General features: G+C 63.2%; 19 protein-coding genes. 5 read left to right on the top strand and 14 right to left on the bottom strand.

Going from position 1 to position 17729, the window contains the following annotated elements; genetic code table 11:
- The first annotated feature begins 4 nt into the window (after window positions 1–4).
- A complete protein-coding gene (locus tag ACLEJW_RS09500; RefSeq protein ID WP_145182736.1) occupies window positions 5–1195 on the top strand; it encodes a multidrug effflux MFS transporter in 1191 nt (396 codons plus the stop codon).
- A 21-nt stretch (window positions 1196–1216) separates the two neighbouring features.
- Here ACLEJW_RS09500 and ACLEJW_RS09495 read toward each other — a convergent pair whose 3' ends face one another.
- The 5 genes from ACLEJW_RS09495 to ACLEJW_RS09475 form a co-directional block, all read right to left on the bottom strand.
- The gene (locus ACLEJW_RS09495; protein WP_145182733.1) at window positions 1217–2119 is read right to left on the bottom strand and encodes a LysR family transcriptional regulator; all 903 of its coding nucleotides are present in this window, start codon (window positions 2117–2119) and stop codon (window positions 1217–1219) included.
- Between the two features lie 51 nt (window positions 2120–2170).
- The gene (locus ACLEJW_RS09490) at window positions 2171–3385 is read right to left on the bottom strand and encodes an MFS transporter (protein WP_313296665.1); all 1215 of its coding nucleotides are present in this window, start codon (window positions 3383–3385) and stop codon (window positions 2171–2173) included.
- Between the two features lie 154 nt (window positions 3386–3539).
- The gene (locus tag ACLEJW_RS09485) at window positions 3540–4262 is read right to left on the bottom strand and encodes a pirin family protein (protein ID WP_313296663.1); all 723 of its coding nucleotides are present in this window, start codon (window positions 4260–4262) and stop codon (window positions 3540–3542) included.
- 137 nt (window positions 4263–4399) lie between these two features.
- Entirely contained in the window at window positions 4400–4852 is a 453-nt protein-coding gene (locus ACLEJW_RS09480) for a GNAT family N-acetyltransferase (RefSeq protein WP_313456549.1), read from the bottom strand.
- Window positions 4853–4954: 102 nt separating this feature from the next.
- Window positions 4955–6172: an MFS transporter gene (locus tag ACLEJW_RS09475; protein ID WP_440777453.1), complete on the bottom strand. Its 1218-nt coding sequence runs from the start codon at window positions 6170–6172 to the stop codon at window positions 4955–4957.
- 140 nt (window positions 6173–6312) lie between these two features.
- On the opposite strand from ACLEJW_RS09475, the gene ACLEJW_RS09470 reads away from it, so the two are divergent.
- Window positions 6313–6780: a winged helix-turn-helix transcriptional regulator gene (locus ACLEJW_RS09470; protein WP_440777452.1), complete on the top strand. Its 468-nt coding sequence runs from the start codon at window positions 6313–6315 to the stop codon at window positions 6778–6780.
- A complete protein-coding gene (chrA, locus tag ACLEJW_RS09465; RefSeq protein ID WP_440777451.1) occupies window positions 6773–7972 on the top strand; it encodes a chromate efflux transporter in 1200 nt (399 codons plus the stop codon). Before ACLEJW_RS09470 ends, chrA begins: the two co-directional genes overlap by 8 nt.
- 17 nt (window positions 7973–7989) lie before the next feature.
- On the opposite strand, the gene ACLEJW_RS09460 is transcribed toward chrA, so the two are convergent.
- From ACLEJW_RS09460 to ACLEJW_RS09420, 9 genes are all read right to left on the bottom strand, one after another.
- Window positions 7990–8187 carry a DUF1289 domain-containing protein gene (locus ACLEJW_RS09460; RefSeq protein WP_145182712.1) on the bottom strand — a complete coding sequence of 66 codons (198 nt, stop codon included), beginning with the start codon at window positions 8185–8187 and terminating at the stop codon, window positions 7990–7992.
- Window positions 8188–8260: 73 nt separating this feature from the next.
- Window positions 8261–8770, bottom strand: coding sequence for a ProQ/FinO family protein (locus ACLEJW_RS09455; protein ID WP_145182709.1), 510 nt, complete (start codon window positions 8768–8770; stop codon window positions 8261–8263).
- Between the two features lie 154 nt (window positions 8771–8924).
- A complete protein-coding gene (locus tag ACLEJW_RS09450; RefSeq protein WP_145182706.1) occupies window positions 8925–9149 on the bottom strand; it encodes a hypothetical protein in 225 nt (74 codons plus the stop codon).
- A gap of 52 nt (window positions 9150–9201) precedes the next feature.
- Window positions 9202–9636 carry an acetyltransferase gene (locus ACLEJW_RS09445; protein ID WP_313456538.1) on the bottom strand — a complete coding sequence of 145 codons (435 nt, stop codon included), beginning with the start codon at window positions 9634–9636 and terminating at the stop codon, window positions 9202–9204.
- Between the two features lie 239 nt (window positions 9637–9875).
- Entirely contained in the window at window positions 9876–11153 is a 1278-nt protein-coding gene (locus tag ACLEJW_RS09440; protein ID WP_145182703.1) for a DUF2254 domain-containing protein, read from the bottom strand.
- Between the two features lie 408 nt (window positions 11154–11561).
- The gene (locus tag ACLEJW_RS09435) at window positions 11562–12575 is read right to left on the bottom strand and encodes a transketolase family protein (protein WP_313296639.1); all 1014 of its coding nucleotides are present in this window, start codon (window positions 12573–12575) and stop codon (window positions 11562–11564) included.
- Window positions 12572–13420: a transketolase gene (locus ACLEJW_RS09430; RefSeq protein WP_440777450.1), complete on the bottom strand. Its 849-nt coding sequence runs from the start codon at window positions 13418–13420 to the stop codon at window positions 12572–12574. Before ACLEJW_RS09430 ends, ACLEJW_RS09435 begins: the two co-directional genes overlap by 4 nt.
- A gap of 17 nt (window positions 13421–13437) precedes the next feature.
- Window positions 13438–14736: an MFS transporter gene (locus tag ACLEJW_RS09425; protein ID WP_313456533.1), complete on the bottom strand. Its 1299-nt coding sequence runs from the start codon at window positions 14734–14736 to the stop codon at window positions 13438–13440.
- Between the two features lie 100 nt (window positions 14737–14836).
- A complete protein-coding gene (locus tag ACLEJW_RS09420) occupies window positions 14837–15586 on the bottom strand; it encodes an SDR family NAD(P)-dependent oxidoreductase (RefSeq protein WP_313296631.1) in 750 nt (249 codons plus the stop codon).
- 174 nt (window positions 15587–15760) lie between these two features.
- Here ACLEJW_RS09420 and ACLEJW_RS09415 point away from each other — a divergent pair, with 174 nt between their 5' ends.
- Together ACLEJW_RS09415 and ACLEJW_RS09410 are read left to right on the top strand one after the other, a co-directional pair.
- Window positions 15761–16678: a LysR substrate-binding domain-containing protein gene (locus ACLEJW_RS09415; RefSeq protein ID WP_440777449.1), complete on the top strand. Its 918-nt coding sequence runs from the start codon at window positions 15761–15763 to the stop codon at window positions 16676–16678.
- 35 nt (window positions 16679–16713) lie between these two features.
- A complete protein-coding gene (locus ACLEJW_RS09410) occupies window positions 16714–17667 on the top strand; it encodes an alpha/beta hydrolase (RefSeq protein ID WP_440777448.1) in 954 nt (317 codons plus the stop codon).
- Window positions 17668–17729 lie beyond the last annotated feature (62 nt).

Genomic DNA, 17729 nt, shown 5'->3' with positions numbered 1-17729 from the left:
AAGCATGAACGCGACCAAGCGTTACGAGAATTTCATCGTCTTCCTGGCACCGCTGATCAACAGCGTGGGCGGCATCGCCATCGATCTGTACGCGCCGAGTATTCCCTCCATCGGCCGTGAGCTGTCAGCCAGTCCGGCACTGATGCAGAACACCATCACCATCACCCTGCTGTTCTACGCCCTCGGTCAGCTGTTCTTCGGCATCATGGCCGATGCCCGAGGGCGGCGGCCGGCAGTGCAGCTGGGGCTGCTGGTGTTCCTTGCCGGCAGCGTGCTGGCGACCTTTGCCACGTCCATCGAGATGCTGCTGCTCGCCCGCGCTTTGCAAGGCTTCGCCATCGGCGCCTGTCAGGTGGTTGCCCGTGCGTTGCTGGTGGACATCGTCAAAGGGCCGCGCTTCTACGTGGCGATCATCTACCTGAGCCTGGCCTTCGGCCTGGGCCCAGTGATCGCGCCGTACATTGGCGGGGTGATCGAAGTGCACCTGGGCTGGCGCTACAACTTCGTGCTCTACGCTGTGTACGCTGTCATCGTGCTGGCCTTCGTGCTGGCAGGGCTCAAGGAGTCGTTGCCCGCAACCAACAGACGCAGCGCCTTGCAGACCTGCGCCGGCTACCGCCCGATCCTGGCCGACAGCCGCTTTCGTTCCTCGGTGGTGGTGCTCGGCTCGAGCTTCTCGGCGTTCCTGCTGTGGAACGTGTTCGGCCCGCACATCGTCCAGGAACGGCTCGGGCATAGCGCACAATATTTTGGCACCACCGCGCTGGCCGTGGGCAGTTGCTACCTGGTCGGCACCCTGGTCAACCGCGCGCTGATTCGGCGGATCAAGCCCCGGCTGCTGATGTGGGGAGGAATGACAGTGTTTCTGCTCGGCGTCGTGACCATTGCGGCGCAGGCAAGGGGCCTGCACCTGGCCTCGATCCTGGGCGGCATCATGCTGGTCGCGTTCGGCCAAGGCTTCATCTTCTCCAACGCCATGGCCAGCTCGATGTCGCTGTTCCCCGACCGCGCCGGCGTTGCCGCCAGCCTGCAGGGCTGCCTGATGCTGGTATTCGGGTCACTGGCTTCGGCGCTGGTCAGTGCCTTGCCGCTCACCTCGAACCTGGCAATTGCCTGCGTCTTCGTGGTGCTGTGGTTGATCTCGTTGTCGGGCATGTTGAGCGTGCGCGTGCAGCGTCAGGCCTCGGTGGCCTGAACCTTGCCACCCTGGGGTCTGCTAGGCAGCGCTTAGCAGACCCTTGATGAACTGCGAGAAGGCCTTGATCCGGGAGGATTCCCGGTTGATCGGCAGGTACACGAGATTGATCGACGCATCCACGGCAGCGGGCGCGACGGCATGCTCGGGCAGCACGCGCAGCAGGCGGCCGTGTTGCACATCGTCGGCCACCAGCCAATCGGCCAGCAAGGCCACGCCCTGCCCTGCGACGGCCGCCTGCCTGAGCACATCGGCGTTGTTGCTGAGCATTCGGCCCTGCACCGCGACTGCCACGCACTGCCCGTCGACGCTGAACTGCCAGTGCTTCATCGGCCCGCCGTAGTCGAAGCGCAGGCAGGCATGGTGCGCCAGCTCGTCGGGCTGGTGGGGCGTGCCCTGGCGGTGCAGATACGCCGGGCTTGCCACCAGCCAACGCTGGAAGTGGCCCAGGCTCGCGCAGATCACATCGTCGCTCGATACCGTGGAGCCCAGGCGGATGGCCAGGTCCACGGGCTCCCTGAACAGATCGACCCGTTCATCGCTGAGGTTCAGGCTCACCTCCAGCGCAGGGTGGCGAGCAAGGAAATCACCCAGGTGCGGTGCTATCACCCGGCGACCGAATTCGACCGGCACGCTGACCCGCAGCTTGCCTTTGGCCTCGCTGCCTCTGTCGGTGACCAGGCTATCGGCGCTGGCCAGCGCGTCGAGGATGGCCACGGCGTTGTCGAAGTACGCCCGGCCCTGGTCGGTCGGGTGGTTCTGTCGGGTGCTGCGAGTAATCAGCGTGACGCCCAGCTCGGCTTCCAACGCCGCCACCTGCCGCGCCACCGACGATGTCGCCAGGCCCAGCTTGCGCGCGGCGGCCGAATAGCCGCCGCAGCGCACGGTTTCCACGAACATGTTCAACGCCAGAAACTTATCCATCTGTGCAACTCTGCTGGTGATCATCGGAGCGGTCTCTCCAGCAGTCGATTGTCAGCGCTTGATGCCGTGTTTGGCGAGGAAAATCACCAGCGCCAGTGCCGGGATGATGGCCGCAGCGCAGCTGGTGGTGGCCCAGCCGAGGTTCTCGTAAAGGGGGCTGGCGAGCATCGAGCCCAACGCGCCGCCGACGAAGATGCTGGTCATGAACACCGCATTCAGGCGTGCCCGGCTGTGCGGATCGAGGGCATAGACCTCGCGCTGGCCAAGCACCATGTTCATCTGCACGGCGAAGTCCAACGCCACCGCAGCGATCACCAGGCCCAGATAGCCTAGCCCTGGCAGGCCGCCCACCAACAAGGCAGTCGGGGCCATGAGCAGCGCCACCCGTGTGCTGGCATGACCGTGGCCGGCATCGGCCAGACGCCCGGCGATCGGCGCTGCGATGGCACCCACGGCGCCGACCAGGGCAAACAGGGCCACACCGTTCTGGCTGAATCCGTAATGGCGGATCAGTTCGATCGGTGCCACCGTCCAGAAGAAACTGAAGCTTGCGAACAACAGGCCCTGATACAGCGAGCGCTCGCGCAATACAGGGTATTGCCTGGCCAGCTTGAACACCGAGCCGATCAGGCGCGGATAACCGGTGTGGTGGCTGGGCTTGCGCTGGGGCAGCAAGACGGCTACCAGCGCGGCGATCACCAGCATCAGCAGCGCGGCGCTGAAGAACACGCCACGCCAGCCAATGTACTCGGACGCCACGCTGGCCACCGGACGGGCCAGCAGAATACCCAGCAGCAGACCGCTCATGATGTTGCCCACGACCCGACCGCGGCTGCTCTCGGGCGCCATGTGCGCTGCCAGGGGCACCAGGATCTGCACCGCGACCGAGGTCAGCCCGATCATCAGCGAGGCGATCAGGAATAGCGAGGGCGCCTCGGCCAGGCCGGCGGCGGCGAGAAATACAGCGACCAGCAAGGTCAAGCCGATCACCAGGCGCTTGTTCTCCGCGAGGTCGGCCAGCGGCACCAGGAACAACAGGCCGGCGGCATAACCGAACTGGGTGAGCGAGACGATCAGGCTGGCGTGCTCGGGGGACAGGCCAATGCTGGGGGCGATGAGCTCGACGATAGGCTGGGCGTAATACAGGTTGGCGACCACGGCGCCGCAGCAGAAGGCCAGAAAGATGACCAGGGTTTTGGACAGCACTGGCGTGGTGCCGCTGTGCGCTGGGGATGATGCCAGGACTTCAGGGTTGCTCGCGGACATCGCGACGCCTCCGAGTGAGGATGAAGGGATTTGCGTGCAAGCCTAAGCCTGGCGGCCGGTTGCTGGAATACCCGTGTCGAGCAATACAGTTGCGCGCGCTGCGCCAAACAGGTCGCAAACCTGCCAGCGCCAGCACAATCCTCAGCGCCTGCCCTCACGGCATGCGTGGTAACTCGTTGGGCCGCAGATCGAACACCAGCACCTCGGCATCCTGGCCATTGCGCAGTTCGATCAACTGTTCGTGTCTCAGGCGCACACCGTCGCCCTCACCGAGTCGCTGGCCGTTCAGCTCGATGCGGCCGCGGGCAACGTGTACATAGGCATGGCGGTTGTCGGTCAGGGTCAAGGTGGCATGCTCATCGCCATCGAACAACCCGGCATACACCCGCGCATCCTGGCGCACCTGCAACGAACCCTGCTGGCCATCGGGGGATATGATCAAGCGCAATTTGCCGCGTTTCTCGGCTACCGCGAAATGTTGCTGCTGATAGCGCGGGGTCGCCCCGCGCACGCTGGGCACGATCCAGATCTGCAGGAAGTGCACCGGCTGCGTCTTGCTGTGGTTGAACTCGCTGTGGGCAACGCCGCTGCCGGCGCTCATCAGTTGCACGTCACCGGGTTTGATCACTGAGCCGGTGCCCAGGGTGTCTTTGTGCTCAAGAGCGCCTTCGAGTACGTAGGAGAAAATCTCCATGTCACGGTGCGGGTGCTGGCCGAAGCCTTTGCCCGCGATGACGCGGTCATCATTGATCACCAGCAGGTCGGAGAAGCCCTGCTCATCAGGGTCGTAGTAGTTGGCGAAGGAAAAGGTGTGCGCCGACTTCAGCCAGCCGTGGTTGGCGTGGCCACGTTCGTGAGCGTTACGGACAGTGATCATGATTCGTCTCCTTGAGGCTTAGCTGCCTGTGTGCGTTGAATCCACTTTACTGTCAGTGATGGATCACAAAAATACGTTGGCACAGGATTTACTGTCACGCTGAAAGAGACAGTGAACCTGTGCCACCTGGCTTACGTTCAGGGAATCAGCGTCGAGCGCTCGTAGGTTCGATAGCCTCGCGCAGTAAGCCCGACCCAGACGAATCCAGCTTTCTGATAGAGGTAGCTGGCAGGGTTGTCGGGACGCACGTTCAGGCGCAGCTGGGTGAAGCCTTGCAGCCCGGCATCGCGCCGGTAGGCCTGCAACAGCGCAGTGCCCACGCCCTGCCTGCGCAACGCTGGGTCGACATGCAGGGTACACAACTCGGCGCAGGCGCCATCGGGCACCCACAGTGAATACCCGGCGAATCGATCATCGACCACGGCGATTTTCAGTTGGTTGAAGTGCTCGACCCAGCGCGTCAGGTGACGACCCAGTTCGCTGCGCCAGGCTGCCTCATGGGCAGGCTCCCATGTGCGGATGTAATGCTCTTCGCCGCGGTAGATGGCGGGAAGATCAGCCACCTCGGCCTGTCTGAGTTGCAGTGCCATTCCATAGCCTCTGATTGCTTGATCCATGCGTAGCGAATCTAGGGGGTTTGGCGCGTGTAAGGCAAGCGGCACTTACCGGTTGCACGGGGCGCGATGCAGGCGTCATCCAGCGCGCCGTTCAAGCCACAACCAGTACGACAAGGCTGTCGCGCTGATGATCGCCCCCAGCGCGCAGACCGCCGGCCAACCCGAGTAAGCGTAGGCGTGGGTTGCCGCAACCGCCCCCAGCCCGCTGCCCAGGGAATAGAAGCACATGTAGGCGCCCACCAGACGGCTGTGCGCGTCGGGGCGCGCGGCCAGTATCAGGCTTTGGTTGGTCACGTGCACAGCCTGAACGGCGAAATCCAGCAGCACCACGCCAACGAGCAATGCCAGCAACGAACTGTGCAGCCCGGCACTGGGCAGCCATGACACGGTCAGCAGCAACAACGCCCATCCGGTCGTGCGACTGCCCTGGCCGCGGTCGGCCAACCGTCCCGCCCGCGCCGCAGCCAGCGCTCCGGCAAGGCCGGCCAGGCCGAACAGGCCGATCTGCGTATGCGAAAGACCGAGTGCCGGATCACTGAGCGGTAACACCATGGCCGTCCACAATACGCTGAACGCCGCAAAACTGAGCAGGGCCAACAGCCCGCGTCGACGCAGCGTTCGTTCGTGCACGAGCAACTGCAGCATCGAGCGCAGCAGGGCGAGATAACCCGCGCTGGCACGCGGCGTATCGGCTTCAGGCAGGGTTCGCCACAGCACCACGGCCATCGCCGACATCATCAGCGCTGAGGCGAAGTAGACACTGCGCCAGCCCGCCAGGTCCGCCAGCACGCCAGATACCAGACGCGCCAGCAAGATGCCCAGCACTACCCCGCTGGTCACGCTGCCGACCACCTCGCCGCGTTGCTCGGGGCTGGCCAATGTCGCCGCGTAGGCGACGATCACCTGTACCAGCACGGCCATCAACCCCACCAGCAGCATGGCCGCCAGCAGCAAGCCCCATGTCTGGGCAAGGCCGACCGCGCCCAGCGCCACTGCGCACAGGAGCATCTGACCGATGATCAGCCTGTTGCGGTTGAGCAGATCACCCAGGGGCACGATGAACACCAGCCCCAAGGCATAGCCCGCCTGGGTGGCGGTGACGATCACACCGATCGTGGCACTGGGCACCGACAGGCTGTCGGCCATCGACTGCAATAGCGGCTGGGCGAAGTACACATTGGCGACTGCCAATGCGCAAGTGACGGCAAAGATAAACGTCTGCCGACGGCTCAAGACACAGTTGCGGATATGCCCACTGTCGATTGACTGTGCTGTTTGATTGGTGGAACTCATCGAGTCGTCCTTGATACTGGTTTTAAAAAGAAACCGGTTGATTGCGTTCTAGCAAACCAGGTTGTTAAATGCAACCGGCGAGCTTGGCGCGCTGTCGTCGCTCTCCACTTTCCAGTCCGCAGATCATCAGGTAGCAAACCATGGCCAGACAGCACCTGCTGGCGCGCAGCGAATGCCCAGTGGCGCGTACCTTGGAGGCGATCGGCGATCGTTGGATGTTGCTGATCTTGCGCGAAGCCTTCGACGACGTACGCCGGTTCAACGAATTTCAGAAGCGCCTCGGCGTTGCCAAGAACATCCTGGCCGTCAAGCTCAAGGCTTTGGTCGCGCTCGAAGTATTCGAGATACACCCAGCGTCCGATGGCAGCGCCTACAAGGAGTACGTGCTGACCGACAGGGGGCGCGCAGCCTTTGCGATCGTCATCAGCTTGCGCCAGTGGGGCGAGCGCTTTTTATTCGACACCGCGGAGCGTCGTTCCATACTGGTCGACAATGCCGCGGGCGAACCGGTCGAGGCGCTGACTGTGCGCTCGCGCGCGGGCAAGGCATTGCGCCCTGAGGACTGTCATCGGGTGCTGGTCGACGCGATGGTCGCAGATCGTGAGTAAGCCACGCGAAGCGGGACAAGGCCCTTGGCCGGTGTTTCTGATCTTCCTGCGCCTGGGGCTGACCTGCTTCGGCGGCCCGATTGCGCACATTGCCTATTTTCGCGACGAGTTCGTGGGGCGGCGAGGTTGGCTGAGCGACAGCAGCTATGCGCAACTGGTCGCGCTCTGCCAATTTCTGCCGGGTCCGGCCAGCAGTCAAGTGGGGATGGCGTTAGGCTTCACCCGTTGCGGCTACGCCGGCGCGCTGTCCGCCTGGCTGGGCTTCACCTTGCCGTCGGCATTGCTGATGATCATCGCCGGCGTCGGCATCACGCATTATGGCGCTGTGGTGCCGGACGGCGTGGTGCACGGCTTGAAGGTGGTAGCCGTGGCGGTAGTGGCTCAGGCGGTGTGGAGCATGGCGCGCACGCTGTGCCCTGATGCCGCGCGCCTTTCACTGATGGCGGCCGCGACCTGCCTGGTGCTGTGGATGCCGTGCGCATTGGCTCAGCTGGGGGTCATCGCTGCTGGCGCGTTGCTCGGCCTTTTGCTGCTCAAACCGCAGCATGAAGGCAGCGATGCGCCGCTGCGCATCGGCATCAAGCGTCGCACGGGCGTGCTGTGGCTGGGTGCGTTCGTCGCGCTGCTGGTGGGGTTGGCGCTTTTGCACGCACTGTCGTCAAGCCCATTGCTGGCCGTGGCGGCTGCGTTCTATCGCGTGGGCAGCATGGTGTTCGGTGGCGGTCATGTGGTGCTGCCGCTGCTGCAGGCCGAGGTGGTGCCGGATTGGCTGAATAACGATGTGTTCGTGGCGGGGTATGGCCTGGCGCAGGCGGTGCCAGGGCCGCTCTTCACGTTCGCGGCGTATCTAGGCGCCGCGATGGACCTTGGGACAGGCGGCTGGACGGCAGGCGTGGTGTGTCTGCTCGCTATCTTCGCGCCTTCGTTTCTCTTGGTGATGGGCGCGCTGCCCTTCTGGGCGGCCCTGCGTCGTAGCCGCCGCAGCCAAGCGGCGTTGCAGGGCATCAATGCCGCTGTGGTCGGCCTGCTGCTGGCCGCGCTTTATCAGCCGGTCTGGAGCAGCGCCATTCACGCACCTGCCGACTTCGCCTGGGCCTTGGTGGCGCTGGTGGCATTGATGGCGTGGAAGATACCTGCCTGGCTGGTGGTGATCGGCAGTGGTGTGCTTGGTGGGTTATTGGCGGCGGTGTGACTGGGGGGAATGCAACTTTAGCGTTTTTTCTTTTTCTTCTTGTGCTTGCCCAGGGCTTTCATGCGCTCTGCGGCTTTTTGCACGGTCGCCATTTTCTCCGGACGCTTCATGCCCCGCCACTTGCGAATTTCTTCGCGTGTGCGTCCGCAACTGACGCACATCTCGCTGTTGAGCTGGCACAGCGAGACGCAGGGGTTTTCCACATCTTTGGCCATGGCACTACTCGTCTGTTGCGCTGGTGGCGTTGCTGGGCCTGACGGGCGTGCGCCAGGCCCAGCGCGACCAGGATTACTCGGCGGCCTGCTCGACCGGCGCTTCCACGGCCGCCGCTGGCGCTGGGGCCTTGGGCTTGGCGCGCTGCTTGCGGCTCTGGCTGCGTTGCCGCGAGGCCTGCTGCTTGGCGTACAGCGCCTGGGCGGCGGTGACACTACCGGCCGGCTGGCCGTTGAGGTCCAGGCGCGGCGCGTCCTCGACCATGCTGGTCCAGTAACGGTTGCCGCGGCACCAGGTGGAGATGCCCAGCTTCAGTTGTTCGCGGGTGATGCCAAGCAACTCGAGGTGCTGCTCGGCATCCTTGAAGATGCCCTCCTTGAGTGGAACCTTCGGCGCCGGGTTGACCGGGAAGGCCAAGGGGAAATGCTTCTGCAATGGCCAGATCGCTTCGACCGCTGGATCTTGCTCGCGCGCCTTGGCCTGAGGCGCAGGCTTGCGCTTGGCGGGCTTCGCGGTGGCGGCCTTGGCCTGCTCTTTCTCAGACCGCAGGCGGTCGCGTAATTCAGCTAGTTGTTCAAAACCCATCGTTAATTCACTGCTTCTACGTTGATTGCGTGGCGTAAGGATATGCCATGCAGCGCCCAAGAGCAGCAGGAAAGAGGATGAATCGCTGCAGTTTTCGTTACCAACCGTCGTCGGAGCCTGGCTGCCGAGCCCCGACGACACGCTGCGCCAGCCCTCAGGCAATGGCGATTTCAGTGATTCCCAGCACCTCGGCCTGGGCCAGGACCTGCACCGGCGTGGCGTCGGCCGGTGGCAGGAGCAGGCTGTTTTCGCTGTCGCCGAAATGCAGCACGATGAGGTGCATGGCGGCTTCGTGAAGGGCGAGATTGCCCTGTTCAAGCTCGAACGTGTGGGTCGAGGGTTGGCCATCGAGGGCATAGCTGACGGTGTAGGCAGGCATGGCGATTTCCTAAGCGGATGAGGGACTCATTACCTGACCGACAGGACAGGAATTAATTCAGCGCCAAATGCAGCAAGGGAAACGGGCGCCCCTCGCCGTCCAGCGGCGAACGGCCAGTTTGCGCGAACCCGTAATGCCGATAGAAGCCCACCGCTTCAGGGTTCTGTTCATTCACATCGACGCTCAATTGACTGCGTGTACTGCGCGCATGATCCAGCAGCGCGCGGCCGATGCCTTTGCCGCGCAGGTCGGGCTCGACGAAAAGCATTTCGACGTGGTTGGCATTGAGGCCAATGAAGCCGAGCGGTGAATTTTCGGCATCGACCGCAACCCAGAGCTCGACAGCGGGCAGGTAACAATCGCGCAACTGCGGCAGCAAGGCTTCGATATCAGCGTCTTGCAAGAAGTGGTGAGTTGCGCGGACGGAGCGCTGCCAAAGCGCCAGCAATCGCGGATGGTCGGCAAGAGTAGCCTGACGAATGATCATGGAATCATCCTTTGTATTTGATAACGGAAGTGAGCCGCGCCCGCTAATGAGAGGCGGCCGGATCAGTGTCGGCAACGTGAATGACCGCTTCGCGAATTAACGCCTGGGCGGTTCACGGCAGAGGTGGCCGAAAAGGAAGGAGGCGGCAACGATACCTATCGGGTTGCCGGAGGTCAACCAAAGCGCAGCCGCGGCGCTGCATCCCTTGGCTGCTTGGCCGAAGATCGCCTGATAGCTTATTAGCGATGCCGCAGCGGCGCTGCCAGCGTGGCAAGTTGCACGCGCTCCTCGGGCAGCACCAGGGCGTGATCGGCGAACGCCAGCAACCGCCGCGCGTGCCTGGCAGCGCTGGCTTCAAAGGCCAACGGATTGATCTGTGCCAGGCTCAGCAAGGCCTTGAGCAGACGCAGGTTGACCTCTTGCAAAGCGGCGCAGTCGCGACTGAGCGGCCCGAAGAAATCGTCGAACAGGTCATCGATGACCAGACCGCGCACATAGACGCGTGCGAAGCCATCACGCGGCGGCGTCAACACCTGCGGCCGTGCCCATTGCGACAGGCATCTGACGCTCCGGCCGATCACATCGATGGCCGTGCCTGGGTCGTTGGTGGCCGGGGAAAGCGCCCGTGAGGCGATCTCTGACAGCACCGAGACAGCAAAGCGCGGGTCATGCTCGAAGGTCCGCCGCGTGCCCACGGTGATCGCAGCCAGGACCCGCTGCTGAACTTGTTCGCGTGCAGCCATCGATGGCTCTTCGCGAGGCACGATATTGGCCAGAAGCGCGCCTGGGTGCACAAACGCGCCTGGAAGCACCTCGACATACACTTCCAGTTGCTGACGCTTGGCGATGCCGGCCAGCGCTTCGACGTCGATGTGCTGGACATAACCGGTCTGCTGACTCACCAAGCGCCAGGCGCCGGGCGCCAGCACCAGATCCTGCGGATAGGCCGAGCCACCGAGGAACGGCCAGCGGTTGCGGTGCGCGATGGCGTCCAAAGCGGCTTGCTCGACGCGATCGATGGTTTCTCCAACGCGGCCAAGCCGTGACAGATGATCGATCCAGCGCAACAAGGTGTAGACGATCAGGATGACCACGGCAATGGTGACGGCGAACAGCAGCACGCGGCCCTGGTCGCCGTAGGCACCGGTGCTTAACGCAATCAGGCCGACCAGGCTGAACAGAAATGAGCCGATGAAGGTGGCCAGGGCGTTGTGGGTGGTCGCGTCTTCCATCATCAACTGGGTGGCACGCGGCGTCACGGCAGTGCTTGCTGCGCCGTAGGCCGCGACCATGGTGCTCAGGGAAAACGTAGTGACGGCGAGCATGCTGGAGGCGATGATGCCCAGAATCTTGTCGACGGCATCGGCGCCTATCTGGCCAGGCAATGAGGCTGGGATGTGCCCCTTGAGCACCACGGCTATAAGTGCCGTTGCCACGCCCAACAGGGAAAACAGCGTGGCGCGGAACCACAGCCGTTTGGTGATTTTAATAGCGAACCATCGCCAACGCGCCATCATCGTTGCTGTCCCCTTCCCCAACATAGCCAACAAGCGTATCGGTGGTTGCTGGGCTGACGCCAGTCATGAATTGCCACCCTGCCGCATCCGACCACTGAATGCGGCGAGGGTCACCATCTGCCGGCCAGATAAAACATGCCTCCCGCAAACCCGGTTATAAAGACGCCTTTGAGTACATCGCCAGAATCCGCAGATCCTGAGAGCCAGGCTTCGACCTGTACGGCCAAGAACAAGATAGCGATGAGCAAAACGACGCAGGCTATGCACCGCTGAGCTTTGAACCTGGCCTTGTCGGTTCCGAACCACAACATGTGGGCCTCCTTGAGCCTCCGTTCGTAAGCAAGATAACTCGCGCAGGCTCTTTGGTCACGGAGGCGTCAAGCGGCAGCATGTTCCCTGAAAGCGCAATCACAGCCAGGCTTTGATCTGCGCGCACACCGCTTGGGTCGAAATACCGTACCGGTCATGCAGCGTCGGCAAGGCCCCTGCATCGAGGAACGCGTCGGGCAACGCGATCTGGCGGAACGTGGGGGTCACGCCGTTGCGCAGCAACAAGCCCGCGACCGCCTCGCCCAGGCCGCCAATGATGCTGCTGTTCTCGGCGGTCACCACGAGCCGCCCGGACTGCCTGGCCTCGGCGAGGATGGTATGTTCATCCAAGGGCTTGATAGTCGGCACGTGCAGCACCGCGACGTCCACCCCATCGGCCTGCAACGTCTTCGCAGCGTCCAGCGAGCGCATGGTCATGAGCCCGGTTGAAATGATCAGCACGTCCCTGCCCGTGCGCAGGGTCTTGGCCTTGCCGATCTCGAACGTGTAGCCGTATTCATCGAGCACCACCGGTACATTGCCGCGCAGCAGGCGCATATAAACCGGCCCCTGGTGGGCGGCGATTGCCGGCACTGCCTGTTCGATTTCCACCGCGTCGCACGGATCGACGATCATCAGGTTCGGCATCGCGCGGAAGATGGCCAGATCGTCGGTCGCCTGATGGCTCGGCCCGTAGCCGGTGGTGAGCCCAGGCAGCCCGCAGACGATCTTGACGTTCAGGTTCTCTTCGGCGATCGCCATGCAGATGAAATCGTATGCGCGCCGCGAGGCGAACACCGCATAGGTCGTGGCGAAGGGCACGAAGCCCTCGCGCGCCATGCCGGCGGCGGCGCTCATCAGTAACTGCTCGGCCATGCCCATCTGGTAGAAGCGCTCTGGGTGCGCCTTGGCGAAAATGTGCAGGTCGGTGTACTTGGACAGGTCGGCCGACAGCCCGACAATGTCCGTGCGATGCTCGGCCAGGGCAGCCAGTGCATGACCAAAGGGCGCCGCCCGGGTGGCCTGGCCCTCGGCGGCAATCGAGGCGATCATCGCCGAGGTGGTCAGGCGCTTCTTGGTCGGTTCACCAGCGCCAGTATTCGAGTTGTTCATCGCTGTTTTCCTTGTTCGAGATGGTCGAGGGCCATCGCCCATTCGTGTTCTTCAACCCGGATGAAGTGGGTTTTCTCCCGGGCCTCCAGAAACGGCACGCCCTTGCCCATCTTCGTGTCGCAAATGATCACGCGCGGTTGCGTCCCGGCGAAGGTACGCGCGGCATCGAATGCTGCGACCAGGGCCTTGAGGTCATTGCCATCGACACGCTGGGTGAACCAGCCGAACGCCTGCCAGCGGTCCACGATCGGCTCGAAAGAAAGAATCTCGCTCGAATAGCCATCGGCCTGCTGGTTGTTCACATCGACGATGGCGATCAGGTTGTCGAGTTGCCAGTGCGAGGCCGACATCACCGCCTCCCAGGTCGAGCCTTCATTGAGCTCACCATCGGACAGCAGGTTGTAGACGAAGGACTTCGACTGCTTGCGCTTGAGGCCCAGGCAGGCCCCGACCGCGATCCCCAGCCCCTGCCCCAGCGAACCTCCGGTGATTTCCATGCCAGGGGTGTAGGCGGCCATGCCGGACATCGGCAGGCGGCTGTCATCAGAACCATACGTTTCCAGCTCCTCGAGCGGGACGATGCGCGCTTCGATCAAGGCAGCATAGAGTGCTATCGCGTAATGCCCGATCGACAGATAGAAGCGATCGCGTGGCTCCCAGTCCGGGTCATCAGGCCGATGGTTCAGCGCATGAAAGTAAGACACAGCCAGCAGGTCCGCAGCGCCCAGGGCCTGGCCGACATAACCTTGGCCTTGTACCTGGCCCATGCGCAGCGCATGTCGGCGGATATTGTGCGCGCGCTCGGCCAGGCTCAAGGCAGGCGTGGTAGTGGTAGTGGTAGTCATGAAGTGGCTCCGTTATTTCATCGATTGACTGCAGCAGCGGGGATGCGCAGGACCAGCGAGGACCCAATCAGCAAGACCCCGGTAATCAGGTACATGCCGATGGCACTGGACCCTGTCTGGGTAGTGATCCAGCCAATCAGGTAGGGTGAGCAAAAACCGGCCAGGTTGGCGAAGCTGTTGACCGCGGCGATGCCCGCAGCAGCGGAGACGCCGCCCAGCAGCGTGGTCGGAAGCATCCAGAACAGCGAGGTGGCCGACAGGATCCCGGACGCAGCCAGGCACAGGCTGAGAATCGAAAGCGTGACATTGCCCCCCATCAAGGCGGCCAGGCTGAGGCCGATGGCGCCGGCGATCATCGGCACGATCAAATGCCAGCGGCGCTCGCGGTGTTTGTCGCCGCTACGCCCGACCAGCAGCATGGCGGCTATCGCGCACAGGTACGGCAGGCTGGACAGCATGCCGATGTGCAGCGGATCGGATACGCCGGCATTGCGCACCAGCGTCGGTAGCCAGAACGTAATGGCATACTGGCCCATGACCACGCAGAAATAGATGCCAGCCAGCAACCATAAGCGGCGGTCGCGGATGAACTCGCCCACCGAAGCATGGGTAACCTTGTGCTGGTTGTCCTCGGCCAACTCGCGGGTGACCAGGACCTTCTCCTCATCGTTGAGCCAGGTAGCCTGATGCACCCCGTCTTTGAGGTAAGCCAGTACCAGCAGGCCAACCACGACTGTCGGCACGGCTTCGAGCACAAACATCCATTGCCAGCCGGCCCAGCCCTGCACGCCGGCGAACGCGTTCATGATCCAGCCGGAGAGCGGCCCGCCGACCATGCCTGACAGTGGGATGGCGATGAACCACAGCACCGTCATGCGTGCACGCCGATAGGAGGGAAACCAATAGGTCAGGTAGAGCAGCAAGCCCGGGGCCAGGCCCGCTTCGGCCACGCCGAGAAAGAAGCGCAGCAGGTAAAACTGCCAGGCGGTCTCGACGAACGCGAACAGCGCCGAAATGATCCCCCAGGTGATCATGATGCGGGCGATCCACACCCGCGCGCCGACCTTGTGCAGGATGATGTTGCTGGGCACCTCACAGAGAAAATAACCGATGAAGAACATGCCTGCGCCAAGTCCATAGACGGCTTCGCTCAAGGCCAGGTCATTCATCATCTGCAACTTGGCGAAGCCGACGTTGACCCGGTCCAGATAAGCGCAGAGGTAGCACAGCATCAGGAACGGCATCAGGCGCCAGGCGGTCTTGCGATAGGCGGAGGTACGCACGGTCGAAACCGCTTCGAGCGAAAGGGTAGTCATGAGGGTTCGATCTCTTGTTGTTATTGACCGCCAGGCCTGCAACCTGGCTGGGCCATCGATCCAGAACCGCGCGGGCCGTGCTCGGCCCGCCCACGTGAACTCAGTGGATCAGCATCCCGCCGTTGACATCCAGGGTGATACCGGTGAGGTAGCTGGACAGGTCGCTGGCGAGGAACAACGCCGCGTTGGCCACATCCTGTGCCTGGCCAAGCCGCCCCAGCGGAATGCCTTCAATGATGGCGTGGCGACGTTCGTCCTGCATCAGGCCGCCCGTGATATCGGTGTGGATCAAACCTGGCGCAATGGAATTGACCCGCACATTGTCCGGCCCCAATTCCCGCGCCATCGCCCTGGCGAGGCCGAGTACGCCCGCCTTTGCGGCGCTGTAGTGCGGACCACCGAAAATGCCACCGCCGCGTTGGGCAGACACCGAGGACATGCACACAATGCTGCCACTCGACTGCGCGCGCATGGAAGGGATCACCGCCTGGGACATCAGCAACGTGCCGCGCAGGCTGACGTCGAGCACCTTGTCGTAGTCGGCGCCGCGGATATCCAGAGTCTTCAGTGGCTGGGTGATCCCGGCGTTGTTGATCAGCACGTCGATGCGGCCGAACTGCTCGATGACCGTCGCCACTGCACGCTGCACCTGAAGCTCATCGGCCACGTTGGCGGACAAGCCAAGATGCCCCTCGCCCAGTGCCGCAGCGGCATCGCGAGCAGCAGACGCGTCGAGGTCGAGGATCACGACCCGAGCACCGTGTTCGGCGAAGGCCATGGCAGTGGCCCGGCCAATACCGCGCGCTGAAGCGGCGCCGGTGATGATTGCGACTTTACCTTGAAGAAGCATGCATGAACCCTTTGTTTGTTGTTGTGGGTCGATCCGTGAATCGTGGGTTCAGCTTGGTCTCCGCCAGGAGGACGAGCAATAACGTGAAAATCATTTGATACTGAAAAAATTTCAGCACTCCTGAACTATCTTGGTCTCGCAGCACGAAAAAAAATAACGAATGGAGCTAGCTAAATGCGTTCTCTCAATGATGCAGCAGCGCCCTTGCCGCCGCTTAAGACCATCCAGGCCTTCGAACAGGCCGCCCGCTTCGGCAATGTCGCACGCGCTGCCGAAGTGCTGGACCTGACGCCCTCCGCCGTGAGCCACCAGTTGGCCAAGCTGGAGGCGATGATCGGCAGGCAGCTGTTCGTGCGTGGCGCTCGGGGCGTTGCCCTCACCCCGGTGGGCGAGCAATACCTGCAAGAGGTGTCGGGCCTCCTGCACAGCCTGGCCATCGCCACCGAGCGCGCCAGTAGCGATGTCAGCCTGGACTGCTTACGCCTGCATTCCTCGCCAAGCTTCGGCCTGCTTTGGCTGATGCCGCGCCTGGAGGCGTTTCGCGAGGAATACCCGGCCATCCAGATCAATCTGTCTTGCTCCTATGAAGCGCTGCATTTCAGCCGCGACCAGATCGATGTAGACATCCGCCACGGCGAGCCGAATTGGCCCAGTTACGAGGTCCGCACCATGGCCAACGAGACCTTCGAAGTGCTGGCCGCGCCGAAACTCCTGGCACGCCAGCCCGTGCGCCACGCCGGCGACCTGCTCGACCGCGACTTGATCTTGTCCGAGGCAACCCTGCTGAAATGGCCGGCCTGGTTCGCCCAGCATGGCCTGGCACGCCCTGAAAAACCCTATGCCCTGAGTTTCGACCGCTCCTACATGAGCCTGGAGGCGGCCAGCCATGGCCTGGGTTTCGCGTTGGAAAGCGGCTTGCTCGCGCAGAAATACCTTGAGGCCGGTACCCTGGTCAAAGTGGCGCCAGAAGCGCTGGGCGCGCCGGTGGCTGCGCATCACCTGGTGTTTCCCAAAGCCCACGCGGCGTTTCCCAGAGTTCGATGTTTCCTGCGTTGGGTCGAGAATGAACTGGGCCATCAGTTCGTTTTCTGATGCTTACCCAGGCGACGCCAGACCGCGAGGCTTGAATGTCCACGTACACACTCGAACCGCAACTTCAGCAGTACCTGCGCGAATGCGCCCAGTTCGAAGGGAACACCGAAGATTGGCAGGTGCGCCGCGCACGCTTTGCCGAATCGGGCAGGTATTTTTCCCCGGACATGGCTGGTATCGCTGTGACCGACGAACACTGCCGGCACGTGCCGGTTCGCATCTATCAGCCCGAGGCGGCGGCGCAAGCGGTCACCGTGCCAACGATCATGTACCTGCACGGAGGCGGCTGGTGCCTGGGCGACCACACTACCCACGACTGGTTCGCGCACGCGCTGCTGTCGCGCCTGCATGCCAGGGTTATCGCAGTGGGCTACCGGCTTGCGCCTGAACATCGCTTTCCTGCACAGTTGGATGATACGCGCACCGTGTGGGAGGCGCTGAACCAGGGCCATTGGGACGACGTCGATACCCGCGCTCTGGCGGTGGTCGGTGACAGCGCCGGTGCAACGCTGGCGGCTGGGCTGTGTATCGACCTGCACGACCGCGGCCAGCCTCAACCGCTGCTGCAGGGGTTGCTCTATCCCCTGCTCACGCGGCGTCCCGATCTGCCGTCCATGCGGGCCCACGCCGATGCGCCGCTGCTGACCAGTGCCGACGTGCACGCTGCACTGGCGCTCTACGCGCCGGAGCCAGAACAGTACCTTGACCCTCGGGCGCTGCCGCTCGATGCAACCATCCGACCAGGGCTCGCCCCTGCATTCATCGTGGCGGCGCAGTACGATCCCCTCGCCGATCATGCCCAGGCTTACGCAAGCGCATTGGCCACGGCAGGGGTGGCGGTGGAATTCCATCTGGCACTGGGGATGCTGCATGGGGGCCTGCGGGCAGCGAAACTGGCGGAGACTGCCAAGGTATTCGAGCGCCTGTCGAATGCACTCGGGCGGGCTGGCTCAAGGCCAAACCAACGCATAAGTGCAGGTGACAGCTAGGCAGCCGCGGAGGCCGGCCCAGGCACACCAGTCGCGATGAGACGCCTGGACACCCCTGATGA

Source organism: Pseudomonas sp. SMSB3, assembly GCF_052041965.1.
Taxonomy (GTDB): Bacteria; Pseudomonadota; Gammaproteobacteria; order Pseudomonadales; family Pseudomonadaceae; genus Aquipseudomonas.
Note: the sequence above shows the minus strand (reverse complement) of the source record. Positions and strands in the feature narration are given on the sequence as shown.

Bases quoted from the DNA above. Each gene is read 5' to 3' on its own strand.
- ACLEJW_RS09455 (WP_145182709.1), bottom strand. From the start codon at position 8,770: ATGGGTTTTGAACAACTAGCTGAATTACGCGACCGCCTGCGGTCTGAG.
- ACLEJW_RS09440 (WP_145182703.1), bottom strand. From the start codon at position 11,153: ATGATGGCGCGTTGGCGATGGTTCGCTATTAAAATCACCAAACGGCTG.
- ACLEJW_RS09445 (WP_313456538.1), bottom strand. From the start codon at position 9,636: ATGATCATTCGTCAGGCTACTCTTGCCGACCATCCGCGATTGCTGGCG.
- ACLEJW_RS09475 (WP_440777453.1), bottom strand. From the start codon at position 6,172: ATGAGTTCCACCAATCAAACAGCACAGTCAATCGACAGTGGGCATATC.
- ACLEJW_RS09450 (WP_145182706.1), bottom strand. From the start codon at position 9,149: ATGCCTGCCTACACCGTCAGCTATGCCCTCGATGGCCAACCCTCGACC.
- ACLEJW_RS09415 (WP_440777449.1), top strand. From the start codon at position 15,761: ATGCGTTCTCTCAATGATGCAGCAGCGCCCTTGCCGCCGCTTAAGACC.
- ACLEJW_RS09485 (WP_313296663.1), bottom strand. From the start codon at position 4,262: ATGATCACTGTCCGTAACGCTCACGAACGTGGCCACGCCAACCACGGC.
- ACLEJW_RS09420 (WP_313296631.1), bottom strand. From the start codon at position 15,586: ATGCTTCTTCAAGGTAAAGTCGCAATCATCACCGGCGCCGCTTCAGCG.
- ACLEJW_RS09435 (WP_313296639.1), bottom strand. From the start codon at position 12,575: ATGAACAACTCGAATACTGGCGCTGGTGAACCGACCAAGAAGCGCCTG.
- ACLEJW_RS09490 (WP_313296665.1), bottom strand. From the start codon at position 3,385: ATGTCCGCGAGCAACCCTGAAGTCCTGGCATCATCCCCAGCGCACAGC.
- ACLEJW_RS09495 (WP_145182733.1), bottom strand. From the start codon at position 2,119: ATGGATAAGTTTCTGGCGTTGAACATGTTCGTGGAAACCGTGCGCTGC.
- ACLEJW_RS09430 (WP_440777450.1), bottom strand. From the start codon at position 13,420: ATGACTACCACTACCACTACCACGCCTGCCTTGAGCCTGGCCGAGCGC.
- ACLEJW_RS09480 (WP_313456549.1), bottom strand. From the start codon at position 4,852: ATGGCACTGCAACTCAGACAGGCCGAGGTGGCTGATCTTCCCGCCATC.
- ACLEJW_RS09425 (WP_313456533.1), bottom strand. From the start codon at position 14,736: ATGACTACCCTTTCGCTCGAAGCGGTTTCGACCGTGCGTACCTCCGCC.
- ACLEJW_RS09470 (WP_440777452.1), top strand. From the start codon at position 6,313: ATGGCCAGACAGCACCTGCTGGCGCGCAGCGAATGCCCAGTGGCGCGT.
- ACLEJW_RS09410 (WP_440777448.1), top strand. From the start codon at position 16,714: ATGTCCACGTACACACTCGAACCGCAACTTCAGCAGTACCTGCGCGAA.
- ACLEJW_RS09460 (WP_145182712.1), bottom strand. From the start codon at position 8,187: ATGGCCAAAGATGTGGAAAACCCCTGCGTCTCGCTGTGCCAGCTCAAC.
- ACLEJW_RS09500 (WP_145182736.1), top strand. From the start codon at position 5: ATGAACGCGACCAAGCGTTACGAGAATTTCATCGTCTTCCTGGCACCG.